Below are 15482 nucleotides of genomic sequence, written 5' to 3'. Positions count from 1 at the left end.
GGTCAGTCGGTGTCGGGTGTATTGGTCTTGATGGCGAGCATGGAAACAAAGTTAAAACACTGGTACCAGACCACAACTTCATCGAAGCCGGCCGCCTGGAGTCGCTGCTTGTGGGCGGCGAGTGTTTCCGGAATCAGGACCTGCTCAATGGCCGAGCGTTTCTGGCTGATTTCCAGGTCCGAATAACCATTGGCGCGCTTGAATTCATGATGCAGGCGGGTCTGTACCGCTTGCTCGCTTTCCGATTCAAACCGGATTTTCTCTGACAGGATCAGCACGCCGCCGGGCTGGGTTGCATTGGCTATCCGGGTGAGCAGGCTGGCCCGCTGGACCGGATCGACGAACTGCAGTGTGAAATTGAGCGTTGTGACCGACGCGTTACTGAGTTCGGTGTCCAGAATGTCTTCGCAACGCAGAGTAACGGGCAGATTATTGTCATCCAGGGCAATGTAATGCTCACATCGCTCGATCATCGCCTCGGAGTTGTCCACACCCACAAGGGTGCAGTCCGGATATGGAATGCCGTGCCGCATTGCCAGGGTAGAGGCGCCGAGCGAACAACCCAGGTCATAGCAGTGAGAGCCAGGCTGCGCGTATTGCTCGGTGATCACCTCGATCATCGGGATGATGGTGGTGTAACCGGGCACCGAACGGCGGATCATGTCGGGGAAAACCCGCGCTACCGACGCGTCAAACCGAAAATCCTCCGGGCGGCGCTCGGTGGCAAACAGCCGGTCCGTCATCTGCTCGGGTGGCCCGGAAGGTTGGCGGGGCTTATTCATTGTCGCTTTGTGTCTCCGGCTGCGGCGGCACTGCCGGCCCGGTCGGTGAAGGGCGCCTGCACCGCACGCCGCGGTTCTTGTAATCCACCAGGATACCCCGGAACGACGGGTCCACATCCGCCGCAATGGCCAGGTAACCGTTCTCACACGCAGCATGCAGTTCCGATGCTTTCGGGGACATTCGGAAGGTCTCACCCTCGGTGATATGGATGGCTTCGAAGTCGCCAACCGGGACGTGGTCCTTGTTCTCTGTGTGGCTGATCTTGCCGGTCACCTCAAGCATCAGGATCGTGCCGATAATGGCAGCCAGCGCGGTCACGATCAGACTGCGAACGGTGTAACGGGCCTCATTCTGGCTCATGCCTACCTCATTTCAAGCGTGTTTGTGTGCGGTTAGTACTGCCCTGGCACAGTGATTGCCGGTGACTGCAGGGCGGAGAGCTGCTCCCGGAGCGAGAGAATCTGGTCGGACCAGAACCTGGGCTGGGCAAACCAGGGGAAAAAGCGTGGAAACGCGGGGTCATCCCAGCGTTTGGCCAGCCAGGCGCAGTGTGCAATCTGTCGGTAGCAGCGCAATGGTTCGATCAAGTGGCGTTCACGGCGGTTAAAATCACGGAACATCTCGTAACCTTCCAGCAATTCGCCAAGCTGGACACCGCGCTCGAAGTCGTCACCATTGAGTAGCAGCCACATGTCCTGAATGGCCGGCCCTGAACGGCAATCGTCCAGATCCACGAACAGCATCTGTTCCTCCCGGCAGAGAATATTACCGGCGTGGCAGTCGCCATGCAGGCGCAGGGTCTCAACAGGGCCGGCCTCATCAATACGGGCGGCGCAAAGCGCCTGAAGATCCGGGATCAGGCTGTCCCATGCCGGCCGGAGATCCGCTGGAATCCAGCTGCCTTCCACCAATAGCCGGTTGCTGGCTTCAATGCCATCGAGCAATGAGATGGCAGGTCGATGGGCAAAAGGCTTTCGGGCACCAATGTTGTGTATCTGGCCAAGCCACTGGCCCAGCCTGTAGAGAGTGTCTGTCACGCTGGTGTCTGGAGCCTGGCCACCGCGCTGCTGAAAGACGGCGAACAGGAATTCGCCGTGGAGGCCGAGGGTGTCTCCGGAGGCAAGCCGCATGGGCGCGACAACCGGAATGTCCGCCTGCTCCAGCTCCAGGGTAAAGTCATGTTCTTCCCGGATCTCCGCCTCACTCCATCGCCCGGGCCGGTAGAATTTCGTAATTACTGGCGGGCCTTCGTCCAGACCCACCTGATAAACCCGGTTCTCGTAACTGTTCAGCGCAAAAAGCCGACCACTTACCGCAAACCCGGCGTCTTCCATTGCGTCCAGAATGGTGTCGGGAGTCAGGGAGTCATAGGGGTGAGTGGATGCTGAAAGTGCGGGTTCATGGGTCATAACGGAACGTTAGAGCCTTGTGTCGTATTTGGATTTCATGGACTGCAGATGGTACCAGTTTTCATCCAGCTCCCAGCGAATACGGGATATGCCGGAAGCTCCGAGGACAACATCGCCTGCACGGGCCTGCACCTGGGCCAGCTCGCGCTCTGCCCTTTGCCAGTCCCGGTGGCTGTCGCCAAGATTTCGCATACTCGGGAATACGGCGCTCAGGGCCTCATGGGTAGATGTTGTGTGTGAGCGCAAGGAACTCATGATGGCAGTATCTCCCTCCACCCTGAGTACCCGGTGCTTGTAGGGGTAGCTGGCAACCATGTCATCCGCTTTCAGCTGCTCATTCAGGCTGATAACCTCAAAACCGCGCCACCCGAGCCAGCCCACAAACAGGGCCGCCACCACCATCACCAGTACAAACTGCTTCCTGTCAGACATCATCGTCGGGCTCCGTGCACTTATTTCCGGGGCCAAGTATAACCGGTATGAGTCTCTGAGTAATGTTTTGACACCCGGGAAGCGGGTTTCCGCTGGCGTGCGGGGATGGGTTATGATCCGGTTCTTAGCAGGTATGCGGGAGAGGCAAGAAGTGCCTGGAGAGTTCTTCGAAACAGAAACTGTTGTTATTGGCGCCGGTGTCGTCGGCCTGGCCATTGCCCGGGCACTGGCCAAAAATGGGCACGATGTGATTGTTCTGGAAAGAGGGGGCCGCTTCGGAGAAGGCCTTTCGTCCCGAAATAGTGAGGTCATCCACGCCGGGCTCTACTACCCGAAGCAGTCACTAAAGGCTGAGCTGTGCGTGGAGGGCCGTCAGCGCCTTTATGACTACTGCCAGAGCCACAAAGTCGACCACCGAAAATGCGGCAAATGGATTATCGCCGCCAACGAACCCCAGACTCTGAAACTTGAGGGTATCCAGGCGGCCGCCGCCGGCAATGGTGTTGAGCTAGCGATGCATGACGCGGGTGCCCTCAGTCGCCAGATTCCGGAAATCAATGCTTGTTCTGGCCTTTGGTCACCCGAAACCGGGATTATCGACAGCCATGGCCTCATGCTCTCGTTGCTCGGAGAACTGGAAGATGCCGGAGGCCAGCTCGTTCTCCGGTCTCCGGTCGTTACCGCAGAATCCGGCAATAGCCACCATCTGCTCAGAGTAGAAGGTGACAACCATCTAACCCTGCGGGCTACCAACGTCATCAACGCCGCCGGCCTGGGTGCTGTCCCCCTCGCAAACAACTGGGCAGGTCTACCCGGCCACCAAAGACCCCGGCAATGGTTCGCCCGCGGCGTCTACTTCAGCTACAGCGGTCGCCACCCCTTCAAAACCCTGATCTACCCCGTTCCCGAACCCGGCGGCCTCGGCATCCACCTGACTCTCGACCTGGCTGGCCAGGTCCGCTTCGGCCCCGACGTGGAATGGATCGACCAGGAAGACTACACCGTCAACCCCGACCGCCTCGAAACCTTTGCCAACGGCATCCGCCAATGGTGGCCCGCCCTCGACCCATCCCGGCTCCAACCCGCCTACGCCGGCATCCGACCGAAGCTGGCAGGACCTGACGGTGGCTTTGCCGATTTCCGAATCGATGGCCCCGAAGCTCATGGCGTGCCCGGCCTCGTTAACCTGTTTGGAATCGAATCACCAGGACTGACTTCATGTCTGGCAATTGCAGAACGTGTAAAAGCAATGTTGGTCTAACTGAAAGCTTCCGGCGCCGGTCAGGCAGGCGTCCGAGCCAAAGCCCATACCTGAATATCCTTGGCCCCCGCCTCCCGCAACACTGAAGCCAAAACCCGAACCGTCGCCCCCGTCGTCACGACATCATCCACAATGGCCACCCGCTCAGGTGCTGCGGAAGTCACCTCAAACACCCCGCGAAGGTTCGCCAGCCTCGCCTCCCGGTTCAATTCCCTTTGCGCCCGTACCCGGCGAACCCGTCGCACCAGCCCGGCGTCCACGGGAATTCCCAGATCCCGCCCGAGATGTTCGGCAATATCCTGAGCCTGATTGAAACCGCGCTGGCGCCGGCGTCGCGAATCCATGGGAGCAGGCACCAGAATATCCGGTCGTTGTGAGGCTCCGCTGTCCAGCTCTTTTTCAAGACGATCTGAAAAGTCCGAGATCAGCGGCCGCGCAAACTTCCGCTGTCCGTTGTATTTGTAACGGCCGATCATGCCATCCAGGGGATACTGGTAGCGCCAGGGAATGCAGGATGTCGTGAACGGAGGTGGGAATTTCAGACAGTCGCCGCAAAACAGCTCCGAGGAGGGAAACGCCATGGGCAAGGCGCAACAACGGCAGTGCCAGCGGTTGACCGGTAAATCTTCCCGGCATGACTGACATAACCCATTGAAAGCATTAGAAGAAAGGCAGGCAACGCAGAGCCCGGCCTGCCTGGCGCTGTTAACCTTTAGTTCCATTAAGGTTGACAGCCAGTTCAGTCCCTTTATCATCTGATTCATCCGTAAACCCAGAGACCGGGAAAGGTTAACAGGACTTTTATATGACCGCTACAGAACTCCGTCACGACTGGACACTGCAGGAAGCCCGCGAACTCTTTGAGCTTCCCTTCAACGATCTTCTGTTCCGTGCCCAGAGCGTGCACCGGGAGCACTTTGATCCCAACGAAGTGCAGGTGAGCACGCTGCTGTCGATCAAAACCGGCGCTTGCCCGGAAGACTGCAAATACTGCCCTCAGAGTGGCCATTACAACACCGGCCTTGAGAAAGAGAAGCTGCTGGAAATCGAGAAGGTGATGGCCGAGGCTCAGGCGGCGAAGCAGAAGGGCGCCTCCCGGTTCTGCATGGGCGCGGCCTGGCGCAGTCCTTCGAAGAAAGACATGCCCTATGTGCTTGATATGGTGAAGCAGGTGAAGTCCCTCGGGCTGGAGACCTGCATGACCCTGGGCATGCTGAAGGAAGAGCAGGCGGTAGAGTTGGCCGAAGCCGGTCTGGATTACTACAACCACAATCTGGACACCTCCGAGAAGTATTACAGCCACATCATTACTACCCGCACCTACCAGGATCGTCTGGACACGCTGGATAATGTTCGTAAGGCTGGAATGAAGGTTTGCTGCGGCGGCATCATGGGTATGGGCGAGGATGAGGATGACCGGGTCGGCCTGTTGGTCCAGCTGGCGAACCTGTCCCAGCATCCGGAAAGTGTTCCTGTGAATATGCTGGTGAAAGTAAAGGGCACACCCATGGAAAATGTGGAGGATCTGGATCCGTTTGAGTTCATTCGTATTATTGCGGTGGCGCGGATCATGATGCCAGCTTCCCATGTGCGCCTGTCGGCGGGCCGCGAGAATATGAATGAGCAGATGCAGGCGTTGTGCTTCATGGCTGGTGCGAATTCGATTTTCTACGGTGAGAAGTTGCTGACGACGGCCAATCCGGAAGCCGATGCGGATATGCTGCTGTTCAAACGCCTGGGCATCCGGCCGGAGCAGCGTGAGCAGTGTGCTTCTGAGGAGCAGGAAGAGGAGGCGATTGCCGAGGCGGTGGAGTATGAGGCGACTCGCCACATGTTTTATGACGCGACCAGGGAATCTGCCTGACTTGCGGGACTTTGCCCTGGAACTTGAACAACGCAAACAGGCCGGCTTGTACCGAACACGCCGGCTGATTTCGGGCCCCCAGCAACCGTCCCTGGTTGCCGATGGCCAATCCTTGCTGTCGTTTTGCAGTAACGATTATCTCGGTCTTGCCAACCACCCCGCCAATATCGACGCACTGCGTGCGGCACTTCCCGAGACCGGTCTCGGGGGCGCGGCTTCCCATCTGATCTGTGGCCACCACGATGCGCACCACCAGTTGGAGCGGCGTCTGGCGGAATTCACCGGGCGCAGTTCAGCGCTGTTTTTCTCCACCGGTTACATGGCCAATATGGGAGTGATTTCAGCGCTGGCGGGTCGTGGAGATACGATCTTCTCGGACCGGCTGAATCATGCCTCCATTATCGATGGTTGTATTCTCAGCCGGGCCCGGGTTCGGCGGTATGCCCACGGGGATGTCGCCGCATTGGAGTCTATGCTGGCGGAAACGCCTGGCCACAAGCTAGTGGTGACGGACGGTGTGTTCAGCATGGATGGCGATGTGGCACCGTTGGCTGAGCTGGCCCGGGTCTGCCGGGTCCATGATGCCTTGCTGGTGGTCGACGACGCCCATGGCATTGGCGTTCTCGGGCCGCAGGGGCGAGGCAGTGTGGCCGAAATGGGGCTGTCGGAAGAGGATGTGCCCGTGCTGATCGGCACTCTGGGCAAGGCAGTGGGGACCAGCGGAGCCTTCGTGGCCGGGCCGGCGCTGCTGATGGATTATCTGGTTCAGAAAGCGCGAACCTACATCTATACTACGGCCATGCCGCCGGCACTTGCCTCGGCAACCTGTGCCAGTATTGATCTGATCGAGCGCGATGACGCGCGTCGGGCACATGTTCTGGGGCTGGTTTCCCGGTTCCGGAGAGAGGCATCTGCGCAGGGTTATAAGCTGATGCACTCCCATACGCCCATTCAGCCGATCATGATTGGTGATAATCACGCTGCGCTGGCGTTGAGTCAGGCGCTCGAAGACAAGGGGTTACTGGTATCAGCGATACGTCCTCCCACGGTTCCCGTGGGAGAGGCTCGTCTGCGGGTCACCTTCAGTGCTGCACATTCTCAGGAGGATCTCGATTTTCTGTTGAAAGCGTTGTCGGAGTGTCGTCATCTGGTTCAGAACACGGAAGTGGCAATATGAGTTCTGCGAACGTCTGTCCGCGCCTTGTTGTTGTCGGTGGCTGGGGTGTCCGGGCGGAGATGCTGGCTCAGCTCTATGGTTTTTGGTCGGGCGAGGTTGTGCCGGTATCGCTGGACGATGAATTGCTGGCGCGCTGCAATTCCGTGCCGGAAGTGGCCGAGGAGTTGCTCTCGCTGTATCCCCAACCGTCGGTCTGGGTGGGGTGGTCCCTCGGCAGCCAGATTGTGATGGAGGCAGCCGCCCGGGAAACCGGTTCGGTGTCCTGTGCGATCACTTTGGGCGGCTTTCCGAAATTTGTCGCTGATGAGACCTGGCCCCATGGAATGGCGGCCCGTGAGTTCAAGGCGTTTGCCCGGGGAATTCACCAGGATCCGCAACGGTATTGGCTGCACTTTCTTTTGTTGATGATCAACGGTTCGGCAGACGAGAAGCAGGAGCGCCAGAATCTCAAGTGCTGGCTCGAAAAAGGCACCCTGGTTTCCCACGATCATCTTTGTAAAAGCCTTGCCTGGCTTGATGTCGGGGATCAAAGAGTCCTGTGGCGCTCACTCGTCACGCCTGTCCTTCACGTGATGGGAAGGAATGATATTGTCGTTAGGCCCTGGGCTGGCAACCTCAAACTTCCTGCCTCAAGTCGCATTGCAGTGGTTGAAGGAATGGCGCATTGGCCAGGAGGGTGTTCGGCCGCAGATTGCTGGGGGGCCATCCAGTCTTTTCTTGCCACGAAACTGGAGTCGCCGGCATGGGTATCATGAGCTTGGTGGCGGGTAGTCGGAGCGGCCCGAAAGGTGCCTCACGGACGCTTAAGGCTGATATTGCGCGGGGCTTTGGCAACGCCCGAAGCACCTATGAGAGCGCCTCCCGATTGCAGCGTTTCATGGGCAACACCATGCTGCAAAAGCTCTACACCCAGGACGTGGTGCAGGCAGATTCAGAGGTCCTGGATCTTGGCTGTGGCACGGGATGGTTCACCCGCAAGCTCGCGGCAATGGAACAGGTGGGGGCAGTGGCAGGGGTGGATCTGTCTCGGGGTATGGTGCAGGAAGCCCGGGAAAACAGTTCTCAAAGCATTGATTGGATCGTTGGCGATGCCGAGTACCTGCCTTTGCCGGATGCAAGCTGCGACCTGATCTTCAGTAACCTGATGATCCAGTGGTGTGAGGATCCCAGGTCGGTGTTTCGGGAATGTCGGCGGATACTGCGTCCCGGCGGACGGCTGATGGTCTCCAGTCTCCTCGACGGTACGTTGACGGAGCTAAAAAACGCCTGGAGAGTGGCCGATCCGGATCATGAGCATGTAAACCGCTTCGAGACTGAAGCAGCTCTGCGTGCGAAAGTGCACGCTGAGCTGCCAGAGGCGACCATTGAAAGTAGGACCATCCGCCTGCCCTACACGTCGCCCATGATGCTGGCAGGTGAGCTCCGGCATCTTGGTGCCGGTTTTCGTGGGGCTGAACGCCGCAAGGCTATCACTGCTCCGGGCAGATTGCGGGACATGTGCAGGCATTATGTGAAGGAGCCGGACGGTACGATTATGGCCAACTACGAGGCCGTCTGGATATACTGGCAGAAGCATTGACGGAACTGAACCATGGCAAAAAAATCCTATTTTGTAACAGGCACCGACACCGGGGTGGGGAAAACCATGGTTTCTGCCGCGATACTGCACGCCGCACGAGCCATGGGGAAGCGGACACTGGCGATGAAGCCCATTGCCTCCGGTTGTGAGCGGACACCCGAGGGCCTGCGCAACGAAGATGCGTTGATCTTGCAGAGTGCGATCTCGGAACCACTGGCGTATGAGGTCATCAATCCGGTTGCGCTGGAACCGGCCATTGCGCCCCACGTGGCTGCTGAACAGGCGGGCCGGCACATTTCTGTTGATCGCCTGGTGGGGTTCTGCCGTGGTTTGCAGATTCGACCCGCGGATCTGCTGCTGGTGGAAGGGGCTGGAGGTTGGCGGGTTCCGCTCAATGATCGGGAAACGTACGGAGAATTTCCGCGCCAGCTGAGTATGCCGGTGATTCTCGTGGTCTCGCTAAGGCTGGGTTGCATCAACCACGCCTTGCTTACGGCAGAGGCTATACGGAATGATGGACTTATGCTGGCGGGCTGGGTTGCTAACCGGACCGAGTCCGAGCCAATGAGCTTTGAACAGGACACCCTGAGTTACCTGGTTGATCACATGGCATCGCCGTGCCTGGGAATACTGCCCTGGCTTGAGCGGACGGGCCCGGAGGTGTTGGCAAATTACCTTAACATCGATTCTCTGTTTGAAAAATGACCAATAATATGGCTTAATCGAGTCAAATAATGGTCATTGGGCTGAGCGGTTATGATCAACAACACACTCGCAGTTGGTATCCAGGGTATTCAGGACGGGATGGTCGGCATGGAGAATGCCGCCCGTAAGATTGCCCGTGGCGGCGTAGATGGCCCTCAAGGGACTGCCAACGGTGCGGGGAATCTGATCGAGCCCATTGTTGACCTCAAGGTCTACGAGCGTAGTGTGGAAGCCTCAGCGCAGGTGGTAAAAACTGCCGATGAAACGCTCGGAACGCTTCTGGATATCATGGCCTGATCGGCGGTCGTGAACGTGTTTTCTTCCCTTCCTCCTGTATTTCCGACCTCTTCTAAAGGTCCTCTTGGAGCGTCTCACCCCGCTCAGGGCTTCGCTCGGGCTCAACAAACTGGCAAAGAAGCTCAGCAGGAAGGGCCTACCGTAGGCGATAAGGCAACCGAAGCCGCGGCTCCAGCTGATTCTGCACGGAAGAAGCGGGAATCTGATCGCACTGAAAAGGCCTCCGATAACTCTCGGGGGCTGAATGGCGACGAGCTCAAGCAACTGACCGAGCTTAAAGCCCGGGATCGTGAAGTCCGAGCCCATGAGGCAGCGCATCAGGCAGTGGGTGGCCAATACGCCGGGGCCATGTCATTTACCTACCAGCGAGGACCGGACGGTGCCCAATACGCGGCTGGTGGCGAAGTCTCCATTGATCTCTCACCGGTGCAGGGTGACCCCAAGGCTACCATCCAGAAAATGCAGACTGTCCGGGCCGCCGCCATGGCTCCAGCGGAACCTTCTGGTCAGGACCGAGCGGTTGCGGCTCAGGCCATGCAGTTGATGCTCCAGGCCCAGTCTGAGCTCGCAATTGAAAACGGGCAGTCAAAGAAGGCCGGCGATACTTACCGTGAGGTCTCCGCCATGGCTGAAAACGACGGTGACAAAGAGCGAGCCGGATCCTCCGCGTTCGAGCCTGTTTCTGCCTGAAACGGCTTTTTTTCAACTCCCTTTCCCCGCTTGATTTCTTCGCTCCACGACGACCGGTGAGAATGCTCGGCGCACGGTTATGGCGCGTGATCCTGTGACATACAGCAACACTATTTTTGCATCCGGCTATTGACAATTCTGTGCCTGTAAACGTATGTTTCAAACAAGTGTTTAATTAAGGCTGCGGCGCAGTGCGCTGCGGTGTCTGAGCAAACCCAAGGCCAGAAGCTGTCAAACCTGTTTCAGCTGAGACCGAAAACCGAGGTGGATTCCATGCCTGAGTACAAAGCGCCCCTGCGTGACATCAAATTCGTAATGAACGAGCTGCTGAACAGCGAGCAGCACTACGCCAACCTGGAAGGTGCTGAAGACGCAACTCCGGATATGGTGGATGCCATTATTGCGGAAGGTGCGAAATTCTGTGAGCAGGTTCTGTCTCCGCTGAACCAGGTGGGTGACAAAGAAGGCTGCACCTGGAGCGAAGACAGTGTAAAGACACCGACAGGCTTCAAAGAAGCCTATCAGCAGTACGTGGAAGGTGGCTGGCCGTCCATGACAGCTGATACCAACTACGGTGGTCAGGGTCTGCCGCACTCGCTTGGCCTGGTCATGAGCGAAATGGTCGGCACCGCCAACTGGTCATTCGGCATGTATCCCGGATTGAGCCACGGTGCGACCAATACCATCGAAGAGCATGGCACCGAAGAGCAGAAGCAGACGTACCTTACCAAGCTGATCAGCGGTGAGTGGACCGGAACCATGTGTCTGACCGAGTCCCACTGTGGTTCCGACCTGGGTACCCTGCGTACCAAGGCGGAGCCGAATGCGGACGGCACCTACGCCATTACCGGTACCAAGATCTTTATCTCTGCCGGCGAGCACGATATGGCGGAGAACATCGTTCACATCGTTCTGGCACGCCTGCCGGGCGCCCCGGAAGGCACCAAAGGCATTTCTCTGTTCATCGTGCCCAAGAACCTGCCAAACGAGGACGGCTCCTCCGGCGAGCGCAATGCGGTTTCCTGTGGCTCTATTGAGCACAAGATGGGTATCCATGGCAACGCCACTTGCGTCATGAACTTCGACGGTGCCAAGGGCTGGCTGATCGGGCCGGAGAACAGGGGGCTGAACTGCATGTTCACCTTCATGAACACGGCTCGTATCGGTACCGCTATCCAGGGTCTGGGTGCTGCCGAGCTGGGCTTCCAGGGTTCTCTGGCCTATGCCAAGGATCGTCTGGCGATGCGCTCTCTGAGCGGCCCGAAGAATCCCGAAGGTATTGCAGATCCGATCATCGTTCACCCGGACGTACGCCGTATGCTGCTGACCCAGAAGGCCGTTGCCGAAGGTGCCCGTGCCCTGATTTACCTGACCGCGCAGCAGGCCGATATCGTTCACAGCGGCAAGACTGAAGAAGAGCGCAAAGCTGCTGACGAGGCACTGGGCTTCCTGACCCCGATCGCCAAGGCATTTCTGACCGAAATCGGCTATGAGGCGGCCAACCTGGGTATGCAGGTGTTTGGTGGTCACGGCTTTATTTCCGAGTGGGGTATGGAGCAGAACGTACGTGATGCCCGTATCGGCATGATTTACGAGGGTACCACTGGCATCCAGGCACTGGATCTGCTGGGCCGTAAGGTTCTGATGACCCAAGGTGAATCTCTGAAAGGTTTTACCAAGCAGGTGCACGTGTTCTGCAAGGAAAATGCCGATAACGAACAGCTCAAGGAATTCCTGGAGCCGCTGGCGGCGATGAACAAGGAATGGGGCGACCTGACCATGAAGATCGGCATGACCGCCATGAAGAACCGCGAAGAAGTGGGCGCCGCGTCAGTGGACTACCTGATGTACTCAGGTTACGCCGTGTTCGCGTACTTGTGGGCTCGTATGGCCAAGGTTGCGCTGGACAGGATGGTTGAGGGTACGTCCGAGGAAATGTTCTACAACGCCAAGATCCAGACCGCGCGCTTCTACTTCAAGCGCATGCTGCCCCGTGCCAAGGGTCATGCTGAAAGCATGCTGGCTGGCGCTGACAGCCTGATGGATATGCCTGAGGAAGCCTTCGCTATCTAAGCGCGGGCACTGACGGATAGCTTTCAGGACGTAAAAGCCCGCGCTCCCCGGAGGCGGGCTTTTTTCATGAGTTGCGGTCCGCTTTTGGGGTAGAATGAATGCCCATAAAAATAATCTTCAGCGGACACATAGCCCAAGCAGGTGTGACCGGCCGGAACCAAGGCCCCTTTGCCACCTGAACAGACTGACAGAAATTTTGGAGAGTTTTAGATGGCTGATTATCAGGCACCCCTACGTGACATGCGCTTTGTTCTGAACGAAGTTTTTGACGCGCCCGCCCTGTGGGCGTCGTTGCCGAAAGTTGCCGAAAATGTTGACCCGGATACGGCAGACGCGATCCTGGAAGAGGCCGGTAAGATTACCAGTGGCGTTCTTGCCCCCCTGAACCGCGAAGGTGATGAGCAGGGCAGCCAATGGAGCAATGGAGAAGTAACCGCCCCTGAGGGTTTCAAGGAAGCCTACCAGACCATCGTGGAAGGTGGCTGGAATGGCCTGGGTGGTAACCCGGAATTTGGCGGTATGGGTATGCCCAAGACGCTGGTGGCTCAGTTCGAAGAGATGATGCAGGGTGCCAACATGGCCTTTGGCCTGGCACCCATGCTGACCGCTGGTGCCTGCCTTGCCCTGGATGCCCACGGCAGCCAGGAGCTGAAAGAAAAATACCTCCCCAATATGTACTCTGGTGTCTGGTCCGGTGCAATGGACCTGACTGAGCCCCATGCCGGCACGGACCTGGGCATTATCCGTAGCAAGGCCGAACCCAACGATGACGGCTCCTTCAACGTTACAGGTACCAAGATCTTCATAACCTGGGGCGAGCACGACATGGCGGAGAACATCATCCACCTGGTGCTGGCCAAGCTGCCGGACGCCCCAAAAGGCCCGAAGGGCATTTCCCTGTTCCTGGTGCCCAAGTTCATGGTGAACGACGATGGGTCTCTGGGTGAGCGCAACAGCTTCAGCTGCGGCTCCATCGAGAAAAAGATGGGCATAAAGGGATCCGCCACCTGCGTAATGAACTTCGACGGCGCCAAAGGCTGGTTGGTCGGCGAGGAGAACAAAGGTCTGGCAGCCATGTTTACCATGATGAATTACGAGCGCCTGGGCGTTGGTATCCAGGGTATCGGTGCCGCGGAAGCCTCGCTGCAAAGTGCCCGGGAATATGCTCTTGATCGTATTCAGAGCCGTGCACCCACCGGTGCCCAACAGCCTGAAAAAGCGGCGGACCCGATTCTAGTGCACCCGGATGTACGCCGCATGCTGTTGACCATGAAAGGCTATGTCGAAGGCGGCCGCGCTTTCTCAACCTACGTGGCGCAGTGGCTGGACATCTCCAAGTATGCTGAAGATGACGAGCGCCGCAAGCATGCTGAAGGCATGGTGGCACTGCTGACACCGGTGGCCAAGGCCTTTCTGACCGATCGTGGTCTGGAAGCCTGTATCATGGGCCAGCAGGTTTTCGGTGGCCATGGTTTCATTCGCGAGTGGGGACAGGAACAGCTCGTTCGTGACTGTCGGATTACTCAGATCTACGAGGGCACTAACGGCATCCAGGCGCTGGACCTCATGGGCCGCAAAGTGGTCGGCAGCCAGGGTAAGCTTTACGAACTGTTTGCCCAGGATGTCGCGACCTTCCTTGAAGAAAACAGCGGTGACGAACACCTGCGCCCGTTCCTGGAGCCTCTTGCTGCTGCAATTGAGCGCCTTGACGATGTGACAGAACATGTGATCAGGCAGGCGGCCGACAACCCGAACGCCGTTGGCGCTGCCTCGGTAGATTACCTCGACCTGTTCGGCCTGACTGCTCTCGGGTACATGTGGGCGAAGATCGCGAAGGCCGCTGCGTCCAAGGCTGAAGGCGATACCTCAGGCTTTTACAGCGGAAAACTGAAATCAGCGCGGTTCTATTTCGACCGGCTACTGCCAAAAACCGTTTCTCTGGCCGAGGGTATCCGTAGCGGCAGTGAATCGATGATGGCGTTGACTGCCGAGGAATTCTGATTCCAGAGTTACGGCGAATAACAAAAAGGGTCAGATGGAATTTTCATCTGACCCTTTTTCGTCTGATACGGGTAGACACCAGCTCAGGGCCGGAAGTTCAAAGCCTTTCCATTCGCTCGGGATCTGTGATGAATGGGTTTTCGTTCCCCTGAATTTCGACAATGCGTCGATGGCGCGTCAGCTCTCCGTCGTCAGGCGGGTCCAGCTGATTCCAGCCCTTGAACACGGCAGCGGCTCCCAGCCATGGCAGTTGGTAGGTGTCGACCATGTAGGCAACCGTCCGGGCAACATCGCCTTTGACCCGAGCGGGGGGTTCAAAGAACTGAGCGCTCTGGCGAATACCGCACTCGTCTGTTTTAACGGCAGTGCCCAAGTCTTCGTACCGGGTATTGCGCCGACCCATTTCGGTCCTGCTACGCACTGGCACCATATTGTGCAGGTCTGAGGCTATCTGCCGATAACGGTTGTCTCGTTCACATTGGCGCGACGTCCCACAGTCGAGCGCGCTGCGCACATCCGCTAGCGGGTACACATACCCATCGGTGAGCATGAAGCCATTGCCGGTAAAAGGGGTGTCGCAGAAGAATGAATTCCCGCCATTGACGTAAAGATTGCCCCAGAAATGGTCGGAAATTACCGTTTCCGGATCACTGAAACGGATGTTTTGGCCAATAACGAGGGTTGTGGTGAGCAGGAGGACGAATGTTGTGGGTATCAGTAAGAATTGTGTCATACGCCATTTATACCTCGCAGTGTGGTCAAGCGCCCTGGCAATTCAGGCCCTCCTGGTCGGGATTTGAGCAGGCGGGGTCAAAACTATGACGCTTTGTTCACTGATACTGTGAAGTATGGCACAGAGACTCCGACCCACGGAGCCTCTATGGTAGATATTTGTAGCGTAGTGTTAACGGGTTGACACTTTTACTTCAGTTTCTTGCGAATGTTCTGGTAACCAGCCTTCAGATCCTCACCCAGCTTCTTGGTGGTTTGACGGGCTTCCTGAGAGGCATTTTCCGCATCGTGCATCATCTGTTCGATCTTGGTGCGGAAGCGATCCCAGTCCTGCTCAAGATCGTCCCATTCGTCCTTTACGTCTTCGCGGGCCAGGTGAAGCTGCACATGCGCTTCATCCCGATACTGTTTGACCTTTTCCGATAGCTTTTTGAACTCGTCTTGAAGACTCATCTAAAACTCCTCCTTGGATTGATGGT

General features: G+C 57.6%; 17 protein-coding genes. 10 read left to right on the top strand and 7 right to left on the bottom strand.

All coding sequences use genetic code 11. The features are described 5' to 3' along the window. Nucleotides 1–2 precede the first annotated feature (2 nt). Genes cmoA through ACN0XM_RS07610 form a run of 4 tightly spaced genes read right to left on the bottom strand, consistent with a single transcriptional unit; the run spans nt 3 to nt 2627 of the window. Nucleotides 3–782, bottom strand: coding sequence for a carboxy-S-adenosyl-L-methionine synthase CmoA (gene cmoA, locus ACN0XM_RS07625; protein WP_417566328.1), 780 nt, complete (start codon nt 780–782; stop codon nt 3–5). Further along, a complete protein-coding gene (locus tag ACN0XM_RS07620) occupies nt 775–1143 on the bottom strand; it encodes a kinase (RefSeq protein ID WP_417566327.1) in 369 nt (122 codons plus the stop codon). The genes cmoA and ACN0XM_RS07620 overlap by 8 nt, the downstream gene beginning before the upstream one ends. A gap of 32 nt (nt 1144–1175) precedes the next feature. Next, nucleotides 1176–2192: a serine/threonine protein kinase gene (locus ACN0XM_RS07615; protein WP_417566326.1), complete on the bottom strand. Its 1017-nt coding sequence runs from the start codon at nt 2190–2192 to the stop codon at nt 1176–1178. Between the two features lie 9 nt (nt 2193–2201). After that, nucleotides 2202–2627: a hypothetical protein gene (locus ACN0XM_RS07610; RefSeq protein ID WP_417566325.1), complete on the bottom strand. Its 426-nt coding sequence runs from the start codon at nt 2625–2627 to the stop codon at nt 2202–2204. Between the two features lie 130 nt (nt 2628–2757). On the opposite strand from ACN0XM_RS07610, the gene ACN0XM_RS07605 reads away from it, so the two are divergent. Beyond that, on the top strand, nt 2758–3885 hold the full coding sequence (locus ACN0XM_RS07605; RefSeq protein ID WP_417566600.1) for an NAD(P)/FAD-dependent oxidoreductase: 1128 nt from the start codon (nt 2758–2760) through the stop codon (nt 3883–3885). 20 nt (nt 3886–3905) lie between these two features. On the opposite strand, the gene ACN0XM_RS07600 is transcribed toward ACN0XM_RS07605, so the two are convergent. Continuing rightward, nucleotides 3906–4466 carry a ComF family protein gene (locus ACN0XM_RS07600; RefSeq protein WP_417566324.1) on the bottom strand — a complete coding sequence of 187 codons (561 nt, stop codon included), beginning with the start codon at nt 4464–4466 and terminating at the stop codon, nt 3906–3908. Nucleotides 4467–4690: 224 nt separating this feature from the next. On the opposite strand from ACN0XM_RS07600, the gene bioB reads away from it, so the two are divergent. The 9 genes from bioB to ACN0XM_RS07555 all read left to right on the top strand — a co-directional run bounded on the left by bioB (nt 4691) and on the right by ACN0XM_RS07555 (nt 14271). Further along, a complete protein-coding gene (bioB, locus tag ACN0XM_RS07595; protein WP_417566323.1) occupies nt 4691–5749 on the top strand; it encodes a biotin synthase BioB in 1059 nt (352 codons plus the stop codon). Nucleotide 5750: 1 nt separating this feature from the next. Beyond that, the gene (gene bioF / locus ACN0XM_RS07590) at nt 5751–6926 is read left to right on the top strand and encodes an 8-amino-7-oxononanoate synthase (RefSeq protein ID WP_417566322.1); all 1176 of its coding nucleotides are present in this window, start codon (nt 5751–5753) and stop codon (nt 6924–6926) included. Continuing rightward, nucleotides 6923–7681, top strand: a complete 759-nt coding sequence (locus tag ACN0XM_RS07585) for an alpha/beta fold hydrolase (RefSeq protein WP_417566321.1) — start codon at nt 6923–6925, stop codon at nt 7679–7681. Before bioF ends, ACN0XM_RS07585 begins: the two co-directional genes overlap by 4 nt. Next, nucleotides 7669–8505: a malonyl-ACP O-methyltransferase BioC gene (bioC, locus tag ACN0XM_RS07580; protein WP_417566320.1), complete on the top strand. Its 837-nt coding sequence runs from the start codon at nt 7669–7671 to the stop codon at nt 8503–8505. The genes ACN0XM_RS07585 and bioC overlap by 13 nt, the downstream gene beginning before the upstream one ends. A gap of 12 nt (nt 8506–8517) precedes the next feature. After that, entirely contained in the window at nt 8518–9210 is a 693-nt protein-coding gene (gene bioD, locus ACN0XM_RS07575) for a dethiobiotin synthase (RefSeq protein ID WP_417566319.1), read from the top strand. A 51-nt stretch (nt 9211–9261) separates the two neighbouring features. Further along, a complete protein-coding gene (locus ACN0XM_RS07570) occupies nt 9262–9507 on the top strand; it encodes a flagellar basal body rod C-terminal domain-containing protein (RefSeq protein WP_417566318.1) in 246 nt (81 codons plus the stop codon). Nucleotides 9508–9522: 15 nt separating this feature from the next. After that, nucleotides 9523–10197 carry a putative metalloprotease CJM1_0395 family protein gene (locus ACN0XM_RS07565; RefSeq protein ID WP_417566317.1) on the top strand — a complete coding sequence of 225 codons (675 nt, stop codon included), beginning with the start codon at nt 9523–9525 and terminating at the stop codon, nt 10195–10197. Nucleotides 10198–10470: 273 nt separating this feature from the next. Continuing rightward, complete coding sequence (locus ACN0XM_RS07560; protein ID WP_417566316.1) at nt 10471–12270, top strand: acyl-CoA dehydrogenase C-terminal domain-containing protein; 1800 nt, start codon at nt 10471–10473, stop codon at nt 12268–12270. A 210-nt stretch (nt 12271–12480) separates the two neighbouring features. Beyond that, nucleotides 12481–14271 (top strand): acyl-CoA dehydrogenase C-terminal domain-containing protein, encoded by a 1791-nt coding sequence (locus ACN0XM_RS07555; protein WP_417566315.1) that lies wholly within the window; start codon nt 12481–12483, stop codon nt 14269–14271. 97 nt (nt 14272–14368) lie between these two features. On the opposite strand, the gene ACN0XM_RS07550 is transcribed toward ACN0XM_RS07555, so the two are convergent. Together ACN0XM_RS07550 and ACN0XM_RS07545 are read right to left on the bottom strand one after the other, a co-directional pair. Continuing rightward, the gene (locus ACN0XM_RS07550) at nt 14369–15004 is read right to left on the bottom strand and encodes an endonuclease (RefSeq protein WP_417566314.1); all 636 of its coding nucleotides are present in this window, start codon (nt 15002–15004) and stop codon (nt 14369–14371) included. A 188-nt stretch (nt 15005–15192) separates the two neighbouring features. Continuing rightward, nucleotides 15193–15456 carry a hypothetical protein gene (locus ACN0XM_RS07545; RefSeq protein WP_417566313.1) on the bottom strand — a complete coding sequence of 88 codons (264 nt, stop codon included), beginning with the start codon at nt 15454–15456 and terminating at the stop codon, nt 15193–15195. Nucleotides 15457–15482 lie beyond the last annotated feature (26 nt).

It is taken from the genome of Marinobacter sp., from assembly GCF_048269445.1.
Classification (GTDB): Bacteria; Pseudomonadota; Gammaproteobacteria; order Pseudomonadales; family Oleiphilaceae; genus Marinobacter.
The sequence above is the reverse complement of the archived record's forward strand: the minus strand, read 5'-3'. Positions and strand labels throughout refer to the sequence as shown.